This is a genomic window from Nitrosovibrio tenuis, assembly GCF_900109785.1.
Taxonomy (GTDB): Bacteria; Pseudomonadota; Gammaproteobacteria; order Burkholderiales; family Nitrosomonadaceae; genus Nitrosospira; species Nitrosospira tenuis_A.
In genome coordinates this window covers 265108-285053 of the sequence record NZ_FOBH01000002.1, presented here as the reverse complement: position 1 = coordinate 285053, position 19946 = coordinate 265108, and the positions used below count along the sequence as shown (strand labels likewise).

Sequence of the window (19946 nt, the reverse complement as noted above, 5' to 3'; positions counted from 1 at the left end):
TCAAACAAGCGATTGGCGGTTAATACCGGCGAGGCCTCGGTCAGCCCGTAGCCCTGCACTAGCGGCAACCCCAGGCCGATGAAAAATCGGGCGGTTTCACCACAGCGGAGCCAGTGTCTACCATCGGCCTTGTGTTTCGACCAAAACCAGACGCACCCCGGAGTCCGCCAGGATATAGGCAATATTGTCCGGCGCGTCTGACGGGTATAACGGTACCACCACAAGCCGCACAGCCAGCGCGGCCCGATCGAAACAGACCCATGCCACCGAGTTGCGCAACAGTACTGCGACCCTCTCGCCAGCAAGATGCTCCTGAAGCAGTGCCCGCTTCCTGCCAGATACTTAATAATATTGCCCGTCGTCATCCTCTTCCTCTTGCATTTACCGTGGCATCTACTATTTTTAACCTTAATACGGCCACGGTTAAATGTTCATTAAACGGGAGACCAGGATCATGCAAACAAGACATATTTATCTAAAAATCGAGGGAGTGCCGAACTACAGTCCGGTAGCGCCCGACGACGCCGAGCATAATAAATACCGCCTTGATTGCATGAGAAACATGGATCACATGGATGCGAGCATTCCCCAGTCAGAGGTGGATCGCCGCATGCTGAATGCCCTGGTCTACCGCGAATACCTCGACGCTTCCTACACTGTAATAAAGGATGATCCCCTTATTGTCGCAGACATCAACGAACCTCGTGCTGAGCGTCGCATTCCTGGCACGATCATTTATACCCAACCAGGCGAGAGACTTTATATCCATGTGCTGAACGGCGACAATGAACCGCACAGCTTTCATACGCACGGCCTGCACTACGGCATCGATTCGGATGGATCATGGCCGTTTGGGGTGCAGGAATACGATGGACCGAATCGCAGCGACGCCATTTGTCCCGGAGATCAATGGTGTTACATCTTTGATGCCAGAGAGGATACCATTGGCGCATGGCCCTTCCACGATCACCATATGCACATTGAGGACGTGGTAAAGCGAGGACTCTTTGGTGGAATCGTAGTGCGCGACCCTCATTGCGAAAAAGCGGACCTCGAAGTGCCCATCTTTTTTCACCGTCTGACGGCGAATGTCGGTGCGGCGCTTTTCGACAGTGGATCGCTCAATCCGGGTGATACTTTTTCGTACACCTTTACCCAGGAAGGCACCTTCGAGTATTACTGCCTCTTTCATCCCATGCAAGGGCGCGTGCGCGTCACCACGACAGGGGCGGCCACGGCAAGCATCACTATCCTCGACACACCGCCCCGCTTTGAAGTCAATGATATAACAGTCGGAGTAGGCGCAACAGTTACGTGGAACCATGCGGGTAATCAGCCCCATACCATAACCGAGCGCAGCGGCGCCGGTCTGGAATCCTATGCCATCAATGGACGCACGTTCGTGGGAAATACTCCGACAATTGTGGCCGAGAGCGGAACCCGCGTGCGCTGGTACGTCTTCAATCTCGATTTGAGTATGATATGGCACAATTTTCATTTGCATGGGCAGCGCTGGCGGTGGGGCGCTGAATGGATTGACACGCGCTCGCTGGGGCCGGCCGAATCCTTTGTAGCTGACACGATCGTGCCGCCGGTAATTCTGGAGCCCTTGGGACTGGATTGCGGTTGCAAGCCCCGCGATGGCGGCGGACATGATGAAGAAGGTCATGAGCAAATGCCCCGGAACGCGGATGAAGCCGGGCACGGCTCGCCACACGCTCAGCATGAAGCTCACCCAGTTCGCCCTGCCCGCCCCGTACAGGCCGAAGCGCAGCGTATGCCGCAGCATGAACATGAGCGATTGTCAAAAGATAGCGACGATACCTACCCAGGTCATCCAAATAAAAGACGGAAGAAATATAAACTGCAAGGCGATTTCCTGATCCATTGCCATGTAGAGATGCACATGATGGAAGGCATGGCGGCGGTGCTTCGTGCTATCCAGGAAGTGGAGCTATCTAAAGAAGAGGTTGATCGGATCTGTTACCAATTGCCAAAGGTGCGGGTGCATGAGTGCCCGGAGGTCGGACATCTTCCCTGCGGCGGGGATGGTGAAGATAATTGGGAACTCCTGCAGCCGTCACCCATTTTCTCCGTTCATGCCGCACTGCTGAATACGGGTCACGTACTGCTCTTTTCAGGCGCGACAGAAAGCCCCGATCGGGTCGCGTATCCGCTCGAAGCCCGCGTCTGGGACCCCGCGAGCAAACAGATCATGCCGGGAGTCATCCCTTTACCTGAAGACCTTTTCTGTAGCGGACATGCTCTTTTGAGTGATGGTCGCTTGCTTGTGATTGGGGGCGACACAACCCCCACTGGGCAAGGACATAGCAACAATCGCTGCTATATCTTTACGCCGAACACAGCGAACCCCGATAGTGGAACGTTTGCTGCCACCGGCAGCATGGCGCATGCGCGCTGGTATCCCACCGCATTAAGGTTGAATGACGGGCGCGTGCTCGCCTTCTCCGGTAACAACCCGCTCGCGGCGGAGGTTGAAGTATTCGACGGCGGAGTGTGGGCACCTGTGTCTGGGGCAGATCGCGCATTTGGTGAACTATATCCTGGAATGCATCTTCTTCCTTCCGGTGAGATTTTTTATACGCGCACCGGGTGGGCTGCTGCATCAGGAACCCAGACTGCCTATTTGACAATGACCGGGCTAAACAATGGCAGTTGGACGGATTATGGTCAGCAGCAGTTTTACGATCGCCAGGAGGGCATGAGCCTCCTCATGATCGACACGACCGTAACCCCGGTGCACACGAGCCTGTATGTCTTCGGCGGGGGCGTATCGGGGACTCCAACTGCCCGCAATAACGCAACCGCCGAAGTAATCGAATTCAGCGGTGGTATCGCGGGCTCCTCGTGGAGACGCGTTGCCGATATGAATTTCGGCCGAACGAATGTCAATGCGGTTGTATTGCCGAACGGCAAAATACTGATCATTGGCGGCCACAGCAATGGGCAGAAATGGTCGCCCACGCCCGTGTTACAGACAGAAACCTACGATCCCGCCACCGATAAATGGACTTTGGGCGCACCATTGAATTTCCCGCGCCAATATCATTCTGAGTGCGTTCTTCTTTTGGATGGCAGAGTCCTGGCCTCTGGCGGGGTCGCGCCCGGCACTGCGGATCATGACCTACACTCGCTGGAGCTTTATTCGCCAGGATATCTCAGCCTTGGAGCGCGTCCTGTCATTTCGACAGCGCCGGCAAGCGTGGCATACGCCAATGCTTTTGCCATCGATACGCCTCAAGCGGTCAACATTGGTACGGTAGTACTGATTGCTCCGATTTCAGTGACCCACCATACAGACGCCGGACAACGTTATATTAAATTGCCGATTGACTCACATACGACCACCACCATCCAAACCACGGCACCGGCAAATGGAAACATCGCGCCTCCCGGGTTTTACATGCTCTTTATAGTGAATAATCAAGGGGTGCCCTCCGAGGGGAGGCTTATAGCAATTTCGTGACTGACAATGCGCTCGCAGTGCGCCTGTCCTATTTCTCACCGTCTATAAAAGCCGATTACGGAACAGCCAGGCCGCCAGCGGCAGCGTAATGGCCGAGATAATCAGGAGAGGGATCAGATCGTGTATGACTGTCAACAATCCAACCCCCTCAAGATAGACGCGCTGTACCAGATCGATGGCGAAGCGCAGCGGGTTGACCAGCGTGGCGATCTGAAGAAATTGCGGCATGTTGCGCACCGGCGTCGCCAACCCCGACAGAAGAATTAACGGCATTATCAGCATGAAGGTGTATAGCATGGCTTGCTGCATGTTTACCGAAACCGCCGAGATCGATAACCCCAAGCCGACGCTGGCGACGGTAAAGAAGGCCAGTCCGGCATATAGCGTCCCCAGCGAACCAGCCATCGGTATTTCGAACCAAAATAGGGCGACCAGCAGTACGATGGTGGATTGCATCAGGCCTATCGTGATGGTCGGTATGGCTTTTCCGATCAGGATTTCCATCGGGGTGAAGGGTGTCACCAGCAACTGATCAAACGTACCGTTTTCCCGTTCGCGTGCGACCGACAGCGCGGATAACATCAATGTCTGTATCATGCTGAGCGAAGCAATGAGGCCGGGCAAGAGATTCCAGCGCGTCTCAAGATTCGGGTTATACCAGGCGCGCGACTCCACCGTGAGCGGTGGCCCGGCGCCACCGCGCTGGGCCACATTAAAGGACTCGATGATCGCTCCGATATAACCCGCGGCGGAGCCGGCGGTGTTGGAGTTGCGCGCATCAAGTATCAATTGCACCGGGGCGAACTCGCCTGCATTCAGTTGCTTCTCGAACCGAGGCCCAAAGTGAATCACGATCAGAGCCTGCTCCAAGTCTATTACATGAGGAATATCAGATTCAGTTTGCAATGTCGCCACCCGGTGAAACACGCCGGTCCCGTCCAGACGGGCAATCAGTTGAGTTGAAACAGCTCCGCGGCTCTGGTCGAGCACCGCATAGGGCACATTGTTGAGGTCATAGGTAGCCGCGTATCCGAACAGGACACTCTCTACCAGAGATGGAACCACGAGAATGACCCGGTTGGCAGGATCTTTCAGAATCGCCAACAATTCCTTACGGCACAGGCTGACGATGCGGCGGAAAAGATCGCGCATGATGGATACCCCTCTAATCCAGCTTCTTGCGCGTGACAAATCGCGCCAGTCCCAGCAGCAGCACGGCGTAGCCGGCCAGGATGGCGCAATTCTTGAAGATGAGCGGCCACACGTTTCCTGCCAGAAAAAGCGTCCTGATCAATTCCATGAAGTATGTAGCCGGGAGCAGGTGCCCGACCAGACGGATGACGGCTGGCACATTTCGCAAATCGAACAGGAATCCCGAAAGCATCAAGGCCGGCATGAAGCTGCTGATAATCGCGAGTTGACTGGCTAGAAACTGGTTTTTGGTTACCGAGGAAATGACCAGCCCAATACCCAGCGCGACGAGCATATAGAGCATCGAGCTGCCGAGTATTATCAGCAACGATCCAAACATCGGGACCTCAAACAGAAAGCGCGCGGCAAGGACGCACATGCCCAGCCCAAGCATGCCAACCATGAAATAGGGGATGATTTTGGCAATCAGAATTTCGCCGGGCCGAACCGGCGTGACGAACAGAGCTTCCAGAGTACCGCGTTCCCACTCGCGCGCCATGACCATAGCCGTGAGGAAGGCGCCTACCAGGGTCATGATTAAAACGATCAGCCCCGGCACCAGGTACCAGGTGCTCGTATTGGCGGAATTGAACCACATGCGTTCTACTAGCATAATCGTGCCTTGACCAGAGGCGGCTGTCGGCTCGCCACGGTCGGCCTGGCGTTGCACCCATTCGGTCAGCGCACTGCTGACATAGCTGCGGATGATGGTGGCACGGCTGGCTTCAGACCCATGCACCAACAATTGCACCTTCGCGTCGCCGGCAGCGAGGCGGCGGGAAAAATCGCTGGGGACACGCACGATGGCATCCACCTCGCGCGTCAACATCAGGCGCTGGGCATCATGCATCGAGGTCATCATTACCGGAGAAATGTATGCAGAAAGCTCCAGTCCCGCGACCACATCGGCCGCCATGGGCGAAGGGTCTTCCAGCACCACGGCCACCGGGGCGTTCCGCACATCGAGCGACAAACCGAAGCCAAAGATAAGGATCAGCGCGATGGGCAGGCCGATACCGAGGGCAAGACTTCCCGGATCGCGCAGCAATTGCCGGATCTCTTTGCGGGTCAATGAAATTACACGGAACCAGAATGCCCTAAAACCAGCTTGGTCATCCTGGTCTCCTGCATCGCTTGCTCTACTCATGGCCTGGCTTCCTTTACCGCAGCAATGCCGTTCCTTTGCCTGCCCCGCTCAACAATGCCAATGAAAGCCTCTTCCATACTCAGGATGGCATCTTTCTCGCCGGCCTGCTCGCGCACCTCCTTTGGCGTGCCGAGCGCCAATAGCCTGCCGGCGTCCTGAATCACGATCCGGTCGCAATATTCAGCCTCTTCCATGAAATGGGTGGTGATAATAATGGTTGTGCCCACCTCCGATAGCGCGGTAATACGCCGCCAGAATTCGCGGCGTTTCAGTGGATCGGTGCCGCTGGTAGGCTCATCGAGAAACAGGATCTCGGGCTCATGCAATAAACCTACAGCCATTGCCAGGCGCTGCTTGAACCCGCCTGGCAACTGTCCGCTCGCTGAGTCCGTGCTGCCTGCGAGATCGAATTGCTGGATGACAATACTGATTCGCTCGCGCAAGCGCGTGCCGTACAAACCATAGGCGCTGCCGAAAAATTCGAGGTTTTCCATCACAGTCAGGTCGCCATAAAGCGCGAATTTTTGTGACATATAACCTATCTTGCGGCGCGCAGCCGCGCGCGCGTGCCGCAGATCGACGCCTGCTACCTGAAGAAAACCGCTGGTGGGAGGCAGAAGCCCGCATAGCATGCGGAAAGTCGTGGTCTTGCCCGCGCCATTTGGACCCAACACGCCGAAAATCTCCCCACGCCGTACTGAGAAGGAAATATGGTCTACAGCCGTGAAATCGCCAAACCTTCGCACCAGATCGCGTACCTCAATGACGATTTCATCGAGATTCTCCGGCGGGTTTTGGTTGTCGCCAGAAGCCGCGGTGTCAAGCGCCTTGGTATCGAGCGGAGGCACATCGCGCCGTTTGCGAAGCAGTACCATAAATCCATCTTCCAGACGCGGCTCGACCGGCTTAAGAGAAATACCGTCCAGTAAGGCATCGAGGTTTTTGGATTTTACCTCGGCACGACGGACGAAACGCACGGCGCCGCCCTGTGGAACAGCATCGATAACGCTCTCCGCGTCGTCCAGCAGGCGCGCCTGTAAAATACGCGGAGGCTGGCCCTGCGGCGGCAGGGCGACAAAGCAGAGATTGCGGGCATGGCGGCGTATTTCCTCCGGGGTGCCCTGAGCCAATAGCTTGCCTTCATGCAGCACAAAAATCCGGGCGCTGTGCTCGGCTTCGTCAAGGTAAGCCGTGGTGACGAGCACGGTCAGTTGCTCGTCCTGGATCATTTGCCGGACGATTTCCCATAGTTCCCGACGCGACAGCGGGTCGACGCCCGCCGTCGGCTCGTCCAGCAGCAGCAGCTCGGGCGGATGAACCAAAGTACAGGCCAGGCCGAGTTTCTGCTTCATGCCCCCGGACAATTTGCCAGCGGGGCGGGCGGTGAAGCGGGCAAGATCGGTCATGCGCAAAAGCTGCGCGAAGCGCTTTTCGCGTAATGCTTGCGGTACACCGTGCAAGTCCGCATAAAGATTGAGATTTTCCTGAACACTGAGGTCTTCATAAAGGCCAAAGCGCTGCGGCATATAGCTGATGCGGTCTTGAACCGCCTGCGGATGAGCTGCAACATCAATTCCCAATACTTCGAGCTTTCCTTCGTCGGCCTTCATGAGTCCGGCCGCCATCCGCAGCAGGGTCGTCTTGCCCGCTCCATCGGGGCCGACCAAGGCCGTCAGTGCCCCCGCCTGCACTGCCAGCGAGACATCGACGACGGCATGAGCGATCTTTCCTGTTTCCTTGGCCAGGAAGCGCTTATGAACTCCTCTCGCGATCAGCGCCGCCGCCGGTTCATTCATGAGGTACTGCCCCGGCTGGGCTCTTGCCATCTTGCAGGGGAATATGCACCGTAGCCGGCATGCCCAGACGCAAGTGGTCGCCGGGGTCATCCACATAGATCCGTAGTTCATAAACCAGGCTGGTCCGTAATTCTTCGGTCTGCACGGTTTTCGGGGTGAACTCCGCCACCGACGATATATAGCCGACGCGGCCCTCGATGGGCTGATCGGGGTGACTGTCGATAGTTACTCGCGCGCCCATGCCGGGCTTGATCCGCCCCAGATCGACCTCCGTCACATAAGCGCGCACCCATTTCGGGTCGGTAATTGCCAGCGCGTAAACCGGCCGCTGTGGCGATGCCATATCGCCCGGTTCCAGCAAGCGCGAGCGAACGACGGCATCGATGGGAGACGTAAGCTCTGCCAGGCTGAGCTGGTGCTTGAGTAAAGCCAGTTCAGCCTGGGAAACTTCCAACTGTGCCTCGGCTTGGGCGATGTCTTCTTTTCGTGGACCGATTAAAGCAAGTTGCAGCGCTTTTTTCCGGTTTTCCAGCTGTGCCAGGGCGACCCTCTGGCGTGCGCGCGCGTTATCCAGATCCTGTTGGCTTATTGCCTGGCCGGACGCGTGCTCAATGTTTTGCAGGCGCTGGAACTGTTGCACGGCAAAATCGGCGTCCGCCTGAGCGGAAGCAACCTCTGCCCTCGCCTGTGCTACTTCTTCAGGACGAGTTCCATGCTTCAGGCGCAACAATGCCTGTTCCTGTACAGCAATCTGTGCTTCCGCCTGGGCGATTTGCAGCGTCAGCGTGCGAGTATCCAGTTTGGCGAGCAATTGCCCGGCCTTGACATGCTCCCCTTCCTGTACGCGCATTTCCGCTACCCGCTCGCTGCCATTGAAAGCCAGCGAAACCTGGCGGATGTCCACATTGCCAAACAGCACCAGCGTATCCGCTACGCTCTGTTGCCTGGTGAGATACCACCCTGCCACCACCCCAACGGTGATGACGACCCCAGCAGCAGCCAATACACGTTTCCTATTCATTCATGAGCCGGTGGCCAGTTTGAGCCGGCGCCGGCCTGGGTAGTGTAGGTAACCTAGATAGCCTTTGAGTCGAAACAAGCGGAGCGCTGCTCAATGGAGCGATTTCCTTAGTCACTTGTCATCGTGGCTGCTGGGGTTGACAATAGCATTGGCGGCATCTTCCAGGGCGACGATTGCCGCAGGAACCGCCGCCACATTCCCGGATCGAATAGCGCCCGCAAAAAAAATCAGCGCCGCTGCAAGATCAACCGCCTGTTTGAACCCCTGGATGTGCTGCATCGCGGACTTGGCGTGCTTGACGCCCGACTGCAGGCGGGTAATAGGCGCGTGGCTATCATCCACAACCATTCCTATGGCGCAGGTATAGATGCCGGATGCGAAATTCAGAAGCGTAATTTCCTTATCATCGAGTTCATCCCATTGGATTCGGCTCAGCCTGGACCGGTTCTCGACGCGCCAATTCCCCATCGCTATTGCCGCGTCGCGAACCAGATTACCCAACTCGAACGTTTCGTCAGCCGTCAGTTTGCTCACGCTCTCCCCCGGTTTTTACCGTATTTTTATCGCGCAACATCGAGTAAATCCCTATATGTGAGCCGCAGCGCCTCGATATAAGGCTCGAATTGCCTGCCGAGCTTATCATTGCCTATCGTATCCTGATGGTCATAGAGGTACTGGTGGCCTTGAGCGATGTTCTCCAGCACAGCGTTATAGCGTTGCGCGCTTTGTATCCTCTTATCGACACGGCCCAGCGCCTCTACCTTGGCCTCTTCTGCAAGCGCCATGGCGACGGGTTCGGCGGGATTGTCCGGCGCGAGCATGAAATTATCGTAATATCGTTTAACCACCACGGATTCAGCCTGCAAATCCGCGATAATACCGTTCCTTATAATCTTTCGAGTAGCGATGATCACCTCCTGAAGCGGTTGGTTGCCATCCTGGATCAATTTCCGGATCTCATGCTGGAGGTATACAACGGTGACGCTCCGTACAAGCAATGTGGACAGGGCGCCTACCGAATCCCTTTCTATGTTATTGAGCAGCGTGGCCTTGCTGAGGTTGTCGCTAAGATTCTTGAGCGACTTATCGTAGGTTCTCATATTGCCGGAAGCGAGACCGCCGAGCCCCAGCATGTAATCCGTTATCGTTTGCTGGAGCACATCCAGACTGGTACTCTGCGCTTCCCTGCGCATTTTGATCGCCTCCAGCTCGCCCTGGAACTTCTGCGGCTGATATTGCTTGCGCCGGTCAATCGCTCCGATATAGTCTTTGGTCACCTCATCATAACCAGCGGCCTTTGCCGAAAGCGACGCATAAGTGGCTATCTCCTTGAAACTGGCGCAACCCGGCAGGCCAGTCGCCACCAAGGCCACGGTTAACGTCAGCCAGAAACGTCCGCTTGCATGGCGAAGCATATGTCATCTCCTGGGAAAACACCTGAGCTAAGTCTGATAATTTTAATCTTATCTGGAAATGACAGCTTTGCCGTATTTTGCTTAGCTATTTTGAAGCTCAATCCGATACCCAAAGACAAGCACGGAAAACAGCAAGCATGAAAAGGGTATTAACTCTTCAGGCCTACAGAAGGATGCAGTAGGACTGGTAGCGACGAAACCGGAATGTGACGCCAAAAATGCCTTACTCATGAGAATAGCAATTATTACCGCCCTCGCCGCGCTGCACATAGGGTCCGTTACTTCCATACATGCGGCCGACCCGCACGGCTTGGCACTCAGCTATATTGGCCAGCAAATCCTGCCCAACGAAACGCGCTTCAACGGCACCGCTGTCGGGGGCTTATCGTCACTGGATTACAATCCACGCACCGGCCGATACCTGGCGGTCAGCGACGACCGGAGCAGCAAAAATTCCGCGCGCTTTTATGAGTTATCTCTGGATCTCTCAAAATTTCAGCGTTCCAATATGCCAGGGATGGCCGGCGTGGTGATTCATGCGGTCACTGTGATTCAGCAGCCAAGCGGCGGTCCTTTCAAAAAGAATTCGGTGGACCCGGAAGGGATGCGATTTGATGCCGCACGCAACAAAATCTATTGGAGCAACGAAGGCCAGCGAGGTTTCTTCGGTTTACAGCATCCTACCGTGAGCGAAATGAATCCCGACGGCAGCCATAGCCGCGATTTCGCCGTGCCCTCCTACTATTCGCCGCGCGGAGCCTCTATTGGAATAGTTCCCGGCAGCAAAGGCATTTACGACAATCTGGCATTCGAGAGCCTGGCAATCTCCGATGACCGCAGAATATTGTACACTGCCACCGAAAACGGTTTGATACAGGACTCTCCACCGGCCAACGCCTATACCGGTTCGCGCGCGCGTATTCTCGCCTTTGATATTGCCAGCGGACGACCAGGTGCGGAATATATATACGAGGTCGACCCGGTGGCCACCGCTCCAGCCTTGTTTGGGCCATTTGCAACCAATGGTTTGACGGATTTCCTGGCCATCGGCGATCGCCAGTTCATAACGATTGAGCGCTCTTATACTCCCGATGCGGTCATTCCCGGCAATGGTACCGGCTATACGGTCCGCCTGTATTATGCCGATGCACGAAAAGCCACTGATGTTTCCGGCCTTGAATCCATTGCGGGCAGGCGCATAGAACCGGTAAGAAAAACTTTGCTGCTGGATATGACGGAACTGAAAAATACGGATGGTTCTTTGCTGGACCTGGGTAACATAGAAGGCATCACCTTCGGTCCGGATTTCGACGGTAAACGTACCCTCATTCTGGTGGCCGACAATAACTTTGCCAGAACTCAGTTGACCCAATTCATCGCGCTGGAGCTGGACCCTATCAGCCGGCTCATCAGCCCTTAAGAAATCGATGACGACCCGTTTCTGTCTCAGCAATTTGCCGATGCTGGAACCACGTAATCAATCGTGACTGGTGTGCTTCTGGTCGACCACGCCGGGGATTGCCTGTACCGGCCGGCCAAATTCATCTTTTAGATCATCCACGCCGGATTGCGGTTTTGCGAATTGCCTGAGATCCGTACGTTGCCTGCGCTTCTCGGCACTGTTGATTTTCAGTTTTTTGTCACGCTTTTCTATCAGTCCAGGTATAGCTTCACCATCGCGGTTGAACGACCAGCCAAGCATCGGTTCGCCCAAAGGCAATTCATCGCCAGGTTTTCCTTCATAACCGGTGTTCCACAGGTGCCATGTCTTGCCGTAGCTGTTCATTTTTCCTTTCATCAGCGTTTTTTCTGCTACGTCCGGGATATGGGGTGCAACAAGCTGGCCGGAAAGGATTTCTCCATTATGGGGATGCCAATACTTTTTCTCCCCTTCCGGCAAGGCATTAAAGAGCTTTTCCGAAATGATATATTCGATACCGTTAAGATTGGCATCCTTGGTATTGCCATCAAATAACATGCACTGCGCAAAATCCTCGTTAACCTGGCGACAATAATGATGAGCCTCCATTTGGTCTTCCGGAGACTCTTTCATCGGGTGGAAACCAACCAGATAAATATCAAAAGGCTTTAAGGGGGTACGGCTCTGCAGAAGTTTTGCGCCCGCTTCCAGCGCCCGTGTTTGCGGAGTTTTTGCTTCACCTGCAGGCAGCGTTTTTTCCACCACTTGGGATGGTGTCTCCAGCGCTAAGGCGGGCAGCACCAGCCCAACAACAAATGCCGCAGCATAGGAGACAAGGTTTTTGCCCAGCTTGGTCATGCCGAACAGTATTGAATGAATCGCCGTACTTGTCAGTGCGGCAGCGTACGCAATGATTTCCAATCACTGCCTGGCAGGATGCCACTTCATGTTTTGAAAGCGGACTGCATGAATGAGGGTGCTGCGTTTGAATGCCAGCCAACCGAAAGGGCTCTTGAACCCAGCCCTGTGTTGACCCGCCCCTGTGTTGAACCCGCCCCTGTGTAAATCTCGGGCGGGAAGGATGGGAGTCCGATGTTAAGCTGACGCGACCCTAAGCTCGGACAGGCCAAAACTGAGCATCAAATCCGATTGCCCGGTACATACGATCTTTTGGTTTTGCGTGTCGTAAACCATTCGCCACATGTAGCGCGCTCCACTTTTGGATACCTGTTTTACCAGACGGTTGTTCTGGTCGTAGCACAGCATGCACATGGCCATGCGGTTATCCATATAATCGGCAACCCAGTAGGTGTGGGTTCCCCAATGCAATACAGAAGTGTTGGGTGCTTGTTGCAAGTTCGAACCGGAAAAGAAGGCATCAAGCTTCATATCGCCTGGCACTGGTAGATGGCTGGCCGCAGCGACCGACTGCACAACCGGCACATCGCAATAGGCACACATGACCGTATTCGTGGTAATCGGCGCGCCGATTATGCCCTGGGTCCCGGTTACAATGGTGTCCCATTCATTGCAGGCCGCGATGAACCACGCCTTTTCCAACACCCAGACGCTGGCATTTTGGGCACTTGAAATCTTGCTGACGACGCCGCTCATTTCCTGGAAGAATGCGTCCCAGCTTGTGCGGACCTGATCGAGCATTCGGCTGGAAACATCCACGTCGCTCAAGGCAATGCTGCCGGATACCAGCAAACCGTTCAGCGTTACCAACTGGGCCTGATCCTGGTTTAGAGCCTGTTGCGAGGCGACGATACGGTCCTGGTAGCTTTTGATTGTGCTTTCGAGCGCGTTGACTTTGCTTTGCGCCTCAACAATCGATGCGACCCCGATACCTGCCAGAATCAGCGACAGCCCCCCGGTGAATGGCGCGAAGAGCACTCCAAATATCGTTTCGACAATACCGCTCGTATTTCGGGACTGCGCTTCTGCGATAGCCTGCCGGTCCCGGATAACTTCGGCCGTCATCGAAGCGATGGCAATATTGGTCGCGGTAATTTGTGCCTGCAAGTCGCCAGCTTGGGCTTGAATCTGTCCCACCGTCTGGCTCATGCTGGTCTGCACACCGCGCAACCGCTGGCCCCAGTCGCGCAACTGCGCCTCGTAGTTGGCGGTGGTACCGACGATCATCCGCGTACTGCCCTGCAAACCGGACAATGCCGCGATAAGCTGGGCTTTGACGCTCGGAAAGTCGCCGCCGGTAGAGTTAAACAGGTTCGTAATTATATTGCGCTGGGTTGCGAAGGCTTGTCCGCAATGGATCACGCAGGTGAGTACGTCGGTTTGCAACTCGCTGGCGAAACGATCGCGCCACTCGGTGGCCAGTGCCTGTGCTTGCTGCAGTTCCCCGTTCAGGCTCGCATACCAGGGAGACGCGACCGCCTGTATACGGGTCTCGAGTATTCCCTGGCACGAAACCGAAAGATTGGCGGCGGCAGTTGCGCTTGAACCAAATTGCTGAGTAATTTGCTGGGCATTCAGGGTCATGGTAACTTTGGTCTCATATCTGGCATTCGGTTTGAGAAGACCCTGGATTTCCGCTTTCGCCGCGAAAACGGGAGGGCTCCCCACATGATCGCTATTCATCAATAAAAGAAGGTGTTCGCGTTGGAACACCTCCGGATAGGTCCCAATCTGCTTCCTCACATGGCTGAACTCAGGGCCCTGAACTCTGGGGCCCCAAACTCAGGCTCTCAAACTCAAACTCACGAATATCAGGCTGCCATGGGCAGGGTTTTTTCCTGCACCGGCACCGACATGCCCGAGAGTTGCTGGGCGAACTGAACCGCCAGGTTCCACTCTTTTTGCGCTGCGATGACGTAGGCCTTATTGACGATGGCCGACAGGTTCTCATCGGTCTTCTCGAGCTTGTCCATTGTGCCTTGCAGATCGTTCTGGAACATGGTCCACATGACTTTCACGTCGGAGAGCGCGCTGGTCGCGGTGGCGATGGAGCTGATGGCCGAATTGGCCGCAAGCGACAACCCTTGAAGCGCCACCAATTGACGCTTGTCGTCGCTGATCTTTTTCTGATCGCCCGCAATTTCAGAAAACTGACTGTTGATCTTGGCTTGCATCACGCCCCAGGTAACCGCACCGCCAATAATTGCCGCACCGCCGATTCCGGATACGATCAGTGAAGCGCCCCCGGTAACCGGCGCCAGCGCAATACCGACCACCAGCGCGAACAAGCCAACACCGATGGCGAGCGCACCGGCAACGATCGCCTTGTTTTCAGCGTCGATCTGGGCCTGGAGCCCCTGAATGGCGCTGTTCATCTTGCCGATATCGGCTTGCAGATCGATTTGCAGCGACTGAATATTGGCCGCGCCCGCGAACAAATCATCGTGGGATTTCTGCATCGCATCGCCCCAGGTCTTCAGCTGCTCCTGCGTGCCGATCACATCGGTGATGATTGTCTCCACCTCATCGTGCAACGCGCTGATCAGGGCAAACACCTGTTGCACCACCGGGTCGTCTTTACCCCGTGCATTCGGATTCTTGTTCAGCAAATCGATGATCTGGTCGGTCAGGGCCTCATACGTGGTGCCGTAGTCGATTACGTGGCTGGGTACGCTGGCCGTCAATTTCGGCGCCATATCGTCGATCCACTGGTTTGCCAGCACCTTGGCTGCATCGAGCTTGGCATTGAGATCGTCAAACCAGCTGGGCTTCGGGCTAGGGGCGATGAACTGGGTATTGAGCACGCCATGGCATGCCGCCGTCACGATTTGCAGTGAAGCAAAACCCGATGCGGTGTTGGAATTGGTATCGGTTGCCACAGGGGCATTGGTGGATACAGACGTTATCATCCGTGGGATCTCCTTAAGGTTGCGGTGGTGGGTTGGCTGGTGGTGACGGTTACGGGTTTGCCGCCGGTGGTCAATTGTGAGAGCTTGCCGCAAAAATCTGATAATTGTGTCCAGCTGGCCGCGGCGGATGGCATCGACACCAGGTCGATGATTTGTTTCGGTGCGGCCCCTGCGTTGATTGCGTTGATGATCTGCTGAACCTTCGTTTGCTCGTTCTCCCACATCGCGGCAATGGGCGGCAATTGATTGTTCACCGCCAACAGGCTCTTATCGAAATTATCGATCAGCTGAATGATGGCTTTGCTCATGGCGGCGGCTTGCGCGTCTTGCGACATATTGATACGCAATTGCACGATTTTGCCGATGGTCTGATCGATCTCTTTATCAGTCACAATCAGGTCGAAAGCCATCTTGCCGACGGTATACAGCAAACCGGCAATCGCCAGGTACGGAACTTCCACGCCTGCGGTCGAGACCAGGGTATAGCTTATGGTGACGGATGACTGAATGAAGCTCTTGCCAGCCGAGATCTCAGCGCTGGACAGGGAACCCTCAAGACCGTTGAGCTGATCTTGCAGCGACGTAATTTGAGCCGCCAGATCGATCATGGCCTGCTCCTCGCTCGCCAGGCTGCTCCACGCGGTGGCGATACTGCTGTCGAGCACCTGCCGTATATTGTTGAGATTGTTGATTTGCAGGGTAAACTGGCCCTGGGCTGCGCGAGTGATGTTCTTCCCGGTCGCGAGTGACCCGTTCATCGTATTCAGGATTTCCATCCAGGCCTCTTTATCGTTGCCAACGCTGGATGAAACCTGTGCGAACCCTGAAAACAAGGTTGCATAGTTGTTAAACTGGGTTAATATTGGCGCCCAAATGTCTGATTTCTTTAGCTGCCACTGCTCTCCCGCTTCACTGAGCAGTTCGATTCTCTGGCGGACAGTGGGCAACCAGTCCGAGTCCGGATTCAGCTTGCCAACTAAAGTGTTCATACTGGCAAAAGCAAAGGCATCAACCTGGCGGATGGTGGAATACGCCTGGGCTAACTGGTCTGTAGTGGTGTTCACATTGGGATTTAACATGTTCTTCCTTTTCCTTTGATTACCGAAATCCGGTTGAAAAATCTCCGGATAATTTTTGAGTTTGACGAAGGACGGGCGCAGGATTTGTTCAGAAATTGTTGAACGGCTGAGCCAGTGTATGCCCGCTGGACAGGGGCAATTGAAGGAAAAAAAAGGCTTTTCCCTCGCTGTTCAACTTTGAGAGAAGGATTTGCAGGAGATCAGGCGTGCCACGGGAAAGCTGAAAGCGTCGGGCAGGCGAGTGAGAGCAATGCGGGGGTGTGAGAGCAACGTGGGGCGTGAGAGCAATACGGAGAGCAAGAGCCCATCTGTGAGCAGTTATCAAAAATTAAAAAGCGTAGCTCGCGTTCACCCCCACCATGTAGTTCCGCCCCGGTGCGGGTTCGTAAAACCGGCCGTTGCTTTCGTTGATAATTACCGAACCGACATATCCGGTATTGGTGATATTGTCCGCCCGAACGAATTCGCTGAGCTTCCAGCCGCCGATCTGGTGCGAATAGGCGAACCGGATATTCGCCAGGGCATACTGCTTCGCTGCCTCGGTATTGGTATCGTTGGCAAAGATATGGTCGCGATAGATCGCTTCCAGGGCCGCCGAAAATCCCGGCAGGCCCCGCCGCCAGGTTAATTCCCCATAAGCGATATTGCGCGGCACGCCCGGCAGGAAATTGCCCGCGCCCACGGTTACTATGCGCGGCGACGCGGTGGGTCGATAGGTGTACGAATCCTGGAATGTGGCGTCGAGATAAGTATAAGACGCGTAGACGGCCAAGTCTGGGCCAAAGCGGGAATCGGCCGAGAGTTCCACGCCCCGCCGGCGGGTATCGGCCGCGTTCTGAAACGTAGCTCGGCCACCGGAGTTGGTGGCGGGCAGAATTTCCCCGGTTACATGGGTCTCAAAAATTGCCAGGTTGATGCGCGTCGTATCGGTGAGCAGCCACTTGAACCCTGCTTCGACATTGATGCTCCTGCTGGGTCGAAGCGCAAAATTGAGACCCGACCCCCCGTCAGGCCTGTAAACCAGCTCGGCGAACGTTGGCGTTTCGAATCCCGTGCCCGTGCTGGCGTACAGATTGAGCAGGGGGGTGGCCTTATATAACAGCCCCACCACGGGATTCACGCTGCGGTAGGTAATTCCCCCGCTATCGTCGGGGTTGCCATCGCGGATAAAAAAATCCTCGGACTTGAATCTCACTTCGGTATGGCGCACCCCGGCAGAAAGCGACCAGGCACGCGCAAACTGCCACTCACCTTGAATATATTGGGCAAAGCTGGTCACAATATTGTTCTCGTTGCGGCGCAGATTGCCGCGCACTCCCAGCACCAGCCCGGCAAAATTATCGAACCCCTTGCGTCTTTCCCTGGAGCCGTCGTACTCAATGCCCGCGGTCAGGTTCAGCGGACGCTGTCCTGAACCGCGATATGTCCATCGCAACCCAAGTCCGCCGAATTCGCGGTCCAGATCCACCACTCCCCCGGGGCTGGTAGCCGGAAGTTGCGCGCCCACCGGCACAGCAAGAAATTGCAGAATTTGCCGCGTACCCGCATATCCGATCAGCTTGATGGTGTGTGCCGCGGAAAACTTATGTTCATAGACCAGCCCACCCTGCGTGTTATCGATACTCTTGCGCGTATTGAATGTGGTCGCGCTCGCATCCGCTTGGCGCGGATCGGCAATGACCTGAGCGCGAGACAGCCCGAGCGGATCCTGGGTAGCGCCCTGATACAGATTATTGGCAACCAGAGTGAGCGTTGAATCGTAACTAAATTTATAGACAAGCTTTGCGCTCGACTGGTAGCGTGTCGCGGCACTGTGTTCTCGATAACCCTGGGTCTGGAAGCGGGAAATATCGATCATGTAATTGAACGGTCCCGGCGTCCCGTCTATCGCCTTATTTGTCCCATTGGTTGCCCCATTTACCTCGGCTGTTCCCCCGAGCGTGCCGCCCAGCTTGATTTCCCCACGCGACGTGCCGTAGCTGCCACCCAGCAGCATGCCTGACAATACCGTACCCGCCGGGCCATCTTCCGTGAACGCCTGAATAACGCCGCCAGCGGCATTGCCGTAGATGGCCGAGAAAGGGCCGCGTAATACTTCGATGCGCTTGACCGAACCGAGATTGATATTTGCTGCCTGGCCTTGCCCGTCGGGATTATTGACGGGAATGCCATCGACGACCATCCGTATCCCGCGTATGCCGAAAGGAGAGCGCGCGCCAAAACCCCGGCTGGATATTTGCAGATCCTGCGCATAATTCTGGCGGTTCTGAATAACCAGGCCGGGGACGCGCGCGAGCGCTTCAGAAAGATTGACGAGCGGACGCCCGTCCCGAATGACGCCCGCTTCCACCACATCGGCAGACATCGGCAGAGAAAAGCTCGATTGCTCGATGCGCGTGCCAGTGATGACGACAGGGTTGAGTTTTGAAAGAATGCTGGCCGCTGGATCGGCCGCTTCGGCGAAGGAAGGGCTGGCTGCAATAGTTAACAGCGCCGCAACCGGCATCAGATGCGGCCGTCGGAGGAACGGTTCTTTTTTATGCCGATATGTCACAACATGGTAAGGGCAGAAAGGCAGAACCAGCTATTCCAATTTGCCCCGGAAAGGCTTATTGATAAGCAGACATATGCAGTGGGATAAACAAGCTAACTCCCCCAGAAAAGCGGAAACCCAGCGGGGCTCAACGGGACGTCAGGCGCCATACCCGCCTCTGCTTTATAAAACTTCAGAAGTGCTCCGGAATGAGTCGTTCTCCCATGCGACAGCGCCGTGGGGGTCCATTGCTCATCCAGGGAATCGCTCGAGCGAAAAAATGAGGGATGTTCATTCGTTTTACACAGCGGAACCGGGGTTTTCGCCGAGCGATTGTCCCGCTCAACCTCTAAATAGCGGGCAATTGGTGGCGCCCTCAGTAACCCTGGCGCTCCATCCCCGACCCCAGCGGGGGCCCGTTTACCGGGCCGCGAGCAGGCGAAGAATCCAATTTATTTCGCGCGATATTCGCGTCTGAATTCAGTTTTTCAGACGCTGCGTTTATTTTAGCCTGCTCCGCAGCCGCAGCCTGGTTAATTGCAGCGGCATCGGCATTTGCTTCCCTCACCATACAGTCATGATATGTCTGTATCTGTTTCTGCCAGGTATTGATCATGTTGATGCTCCGGTTAAACGCATCAACACTCGTCGAGTCGATAACCGGAGCTTCGGGCCGGGCGCCGCAGCCACTGGGCGACCAGTTCCCATTGTTTAAAATACCCGCATTTGCGGTGAATGCGGCGAATGCGCCCAAAATAGCGGCGAAACTGATCCCTTTCATAGTGATGGCCTCCATAATGCCGGACTGCAATTCTAATCCATTAGGCCCAGCCCACATAAGCCCTTGCGGTGTTATTGGAGGCCACAATCAAGTCGCGGGGCCCGCCTTCTCAGTCGCGTTTTCAACAACCGGAATCTGTAAATCGGCCGTTCGTGCCCGCCTCTAGTTAGGCGATGGCCTGTCAAAATGGTACTCTGCCGTGGGATATTGAACTTTCCTGGCAAGAAGAGTACAACACCAGCCTGAGAT

General features: G+C 55.5%; 15 protein-coding genes. 2 read left to right on the top strand and 13 right to left on the bottom strand.

Features of this window, described 5'->3' with window-relative positions; translation table 11 throughout:
- Window positions 1-117: 117 nt before the first annotated feature.
- Entirely contained in the window at window positions 118-321 is a 204-nt protein-coding gene (locus BMX00_RS04055) for an AMP-binding protein (protein ID WP_090827369.1), read from the bottom strand.
- A 133-nt stretch (window positions 322-454) separates the two neighbouring features.
- On the opposite strand from BMX00_RS04055, the gene BMX00_RS04050 reads away from it, so the two are divergent.
- Complete coding sequence (locus BMX00_RS04050) at window positions 455-3487, top strand: galactose oxidase-like domain-containing protein (RefSeq protein WP_177171755.1); 3033 nt, start codon at window positions 455-457, stop codon at window positions 3485-3487.
- Window positions 3488-3529: 42 nt separating this feature from the next.
- Here the strand turns inward: BMX00_RS04050 and BMX00_RS04045 are convergent, their stop codons facing one another.
- From BMX00_RS04045 to BMX00_RS04020, 6 genes are all read right to left on the bottom strand, one after another.
- Window positions 3530-4639: an ABC transporter permease gene (locus tag BMX00_RS04045; RefSeq protein ID WP_090827366.1), complete on the bottom strand. Its 1110-nt coding sequence runs from the start codon at window positions 4637-4639 to the stop codon at window positions 3530-3532.
- Window positions 4640-4652: 13 nt separating this feature from the next.
- The gene (locus BMX00_RS04040) at window positions 4653-5825 is read right to left on the bottom strand and encodes an ABC transporter permease (protein WP_090827363.1); all 1173 of its coding nucleotides are present in this window, start codon (window positions 5823-5825) and stop codon (window positions 4653-4655) included.
- A complete protein-coding gene (locus tag BMX00_RS04035) occupies window positions 5822-7621 on the bottom strand; it encodes an ATP-binding cassette domain-containing protein (protein ID WP_090827361.1) in 1800 nt (599 codons plus the stop codon). The genes BMX00_RS04040 and BMX00_RS04035 overlap by 4 nt, the downstream gene beginning before the upstream one ends.
- Complete coding sequence (locus tag BMX00_RS04030) at window positions 7614-8642, bottom strand: HlyD family secretion protein (protein ID WP_090827359.1); 1029 nt, start codon at window positions 8640-8642, stop codon at window positions 7614-7616. Before BMX00_RS04030 ends, BMX00_RS04035 begins: the two co-directional genes overlap by 8 nt.
- Before the next feature lie 111 nt (window positions 8643-8753).
- Entirely contained in the window at window positions 8754-9176 is a 423-nt protein-coding gene (locus BMX00_RS04025) for a hypothetical protein (RefSeq protein ID WP_090827357.1), read from the bottom strand.
- Window positions 9177-9202: 26 nt separating this feature from the next.
- On the bottom strand, window positions 9203-10057 hold the full coding sequence (locus BMX00_RS04020) for a hypothetical protein (protein WP_090827355.1): 855 nt from the start codon (window positions 10055-10057) through the stop codon (window positions 9203-9205).
- Between the two features lie 229 nt (window positions 10058-10286).
- Here BMX00_RS04020 and BMX00_RS04015 point away from each other — a divergent pair, with 229 nt between their 5' ends.
- Window positions 10287-11477 carry an esterase-like activity of phytase family protein gene (locus BMX00_RS04015; protein WP_090827353.1) on the top strand — a complete coding sequence of 397 codons (1191 nt, stop codon included), beginning with the start codon at window positions 10287-10289 and terminating at the stop codon, window positions 11475-11477.
- Between the two features lie 57 nt (window positions 11478-11534).
- On the opposite strand, the gene BMX00_RS04010 is transcribed toward BMX00_RS04015, so the two are convergent.
- The 6 genes from BMX00_RS04010 to BMX00_RS03985 all read right to left on the bottom strand — a co-directional run bounded on the left by BMX00_RS04010 (window position 11535) and on the right by BMX00_RS03985 (window position 19697).
- Window positions 11535-12398, bottom strand: coding sequence for an OBAP family protein (locus BMX00_RS04010; RefSeq protein WP_245727670.1), 864 nt, complete (start codon window positions 12396-12398; stop codon window positions 11535-11537).
- Between the two features lie 174 nt (window positions 12399-12572).
- Window positions 12573-14078: an alpha-pore-forming cytotoxin subunit MakE gene (gene makE, locus BMX00_RS04005; protein WP_090827351.1), complete on the bottom strand. Its 1506-nt coding sequence runs from the start codon at window positions 14076-14078 to the stop codon at window positions 12573-12575.
- Between the two features lie 128 nt (window positions 14079-14206).
- Complete coding sequence (makA, locus tag BMX00_RS04000; protein ID WP_090827350.1) at window positions 14207-15304, bottom strand: alpha-pore-forming cytotoxin MakA; 1098 nt, start codon at window positions 15302-15304, stop codon at window positions 14207-14209.
- Entirely contained in the window at window positions 15301-16383 is a 1083-nt protein-coding gene (gene makB / locus BMX00_RS03995) for an alpha-pore-forming cytotoxin subunit MakB (RefSeq protein WP_090827348.1), read from the bottom strand. The genes makA and makB overlap by 4 nt, the downstream gene beginning before the upstream one ends.
- A 328-nt stretch (window positions 16384-16711) precedes the next feature.
- Window positions 16712-18889, bottom strand: a complete 2178-nt coding sequence (locus tag BMX00_RS03990; protein WP_090827346.1) for a TonB-dependent receptor family protein — start codon at window positions 18887-18889, stop codon at window positions 16712-16714.
- A gap of 403 nt (window positions 18890-19292) precedes the next feature.
- Window positions 19293-19697 (bottom strand): hypothetical protein, encoded by a 405-nt coding sequence (locus BMX00_RS03985; protein WP_177171754.1) that lies wholly within the window; start codon window positions 19695-19697, stop codon window positions 19293-19295.
- Between the last annotated feature and the right edge of the window lie 249 nt (window positions 19698-19946).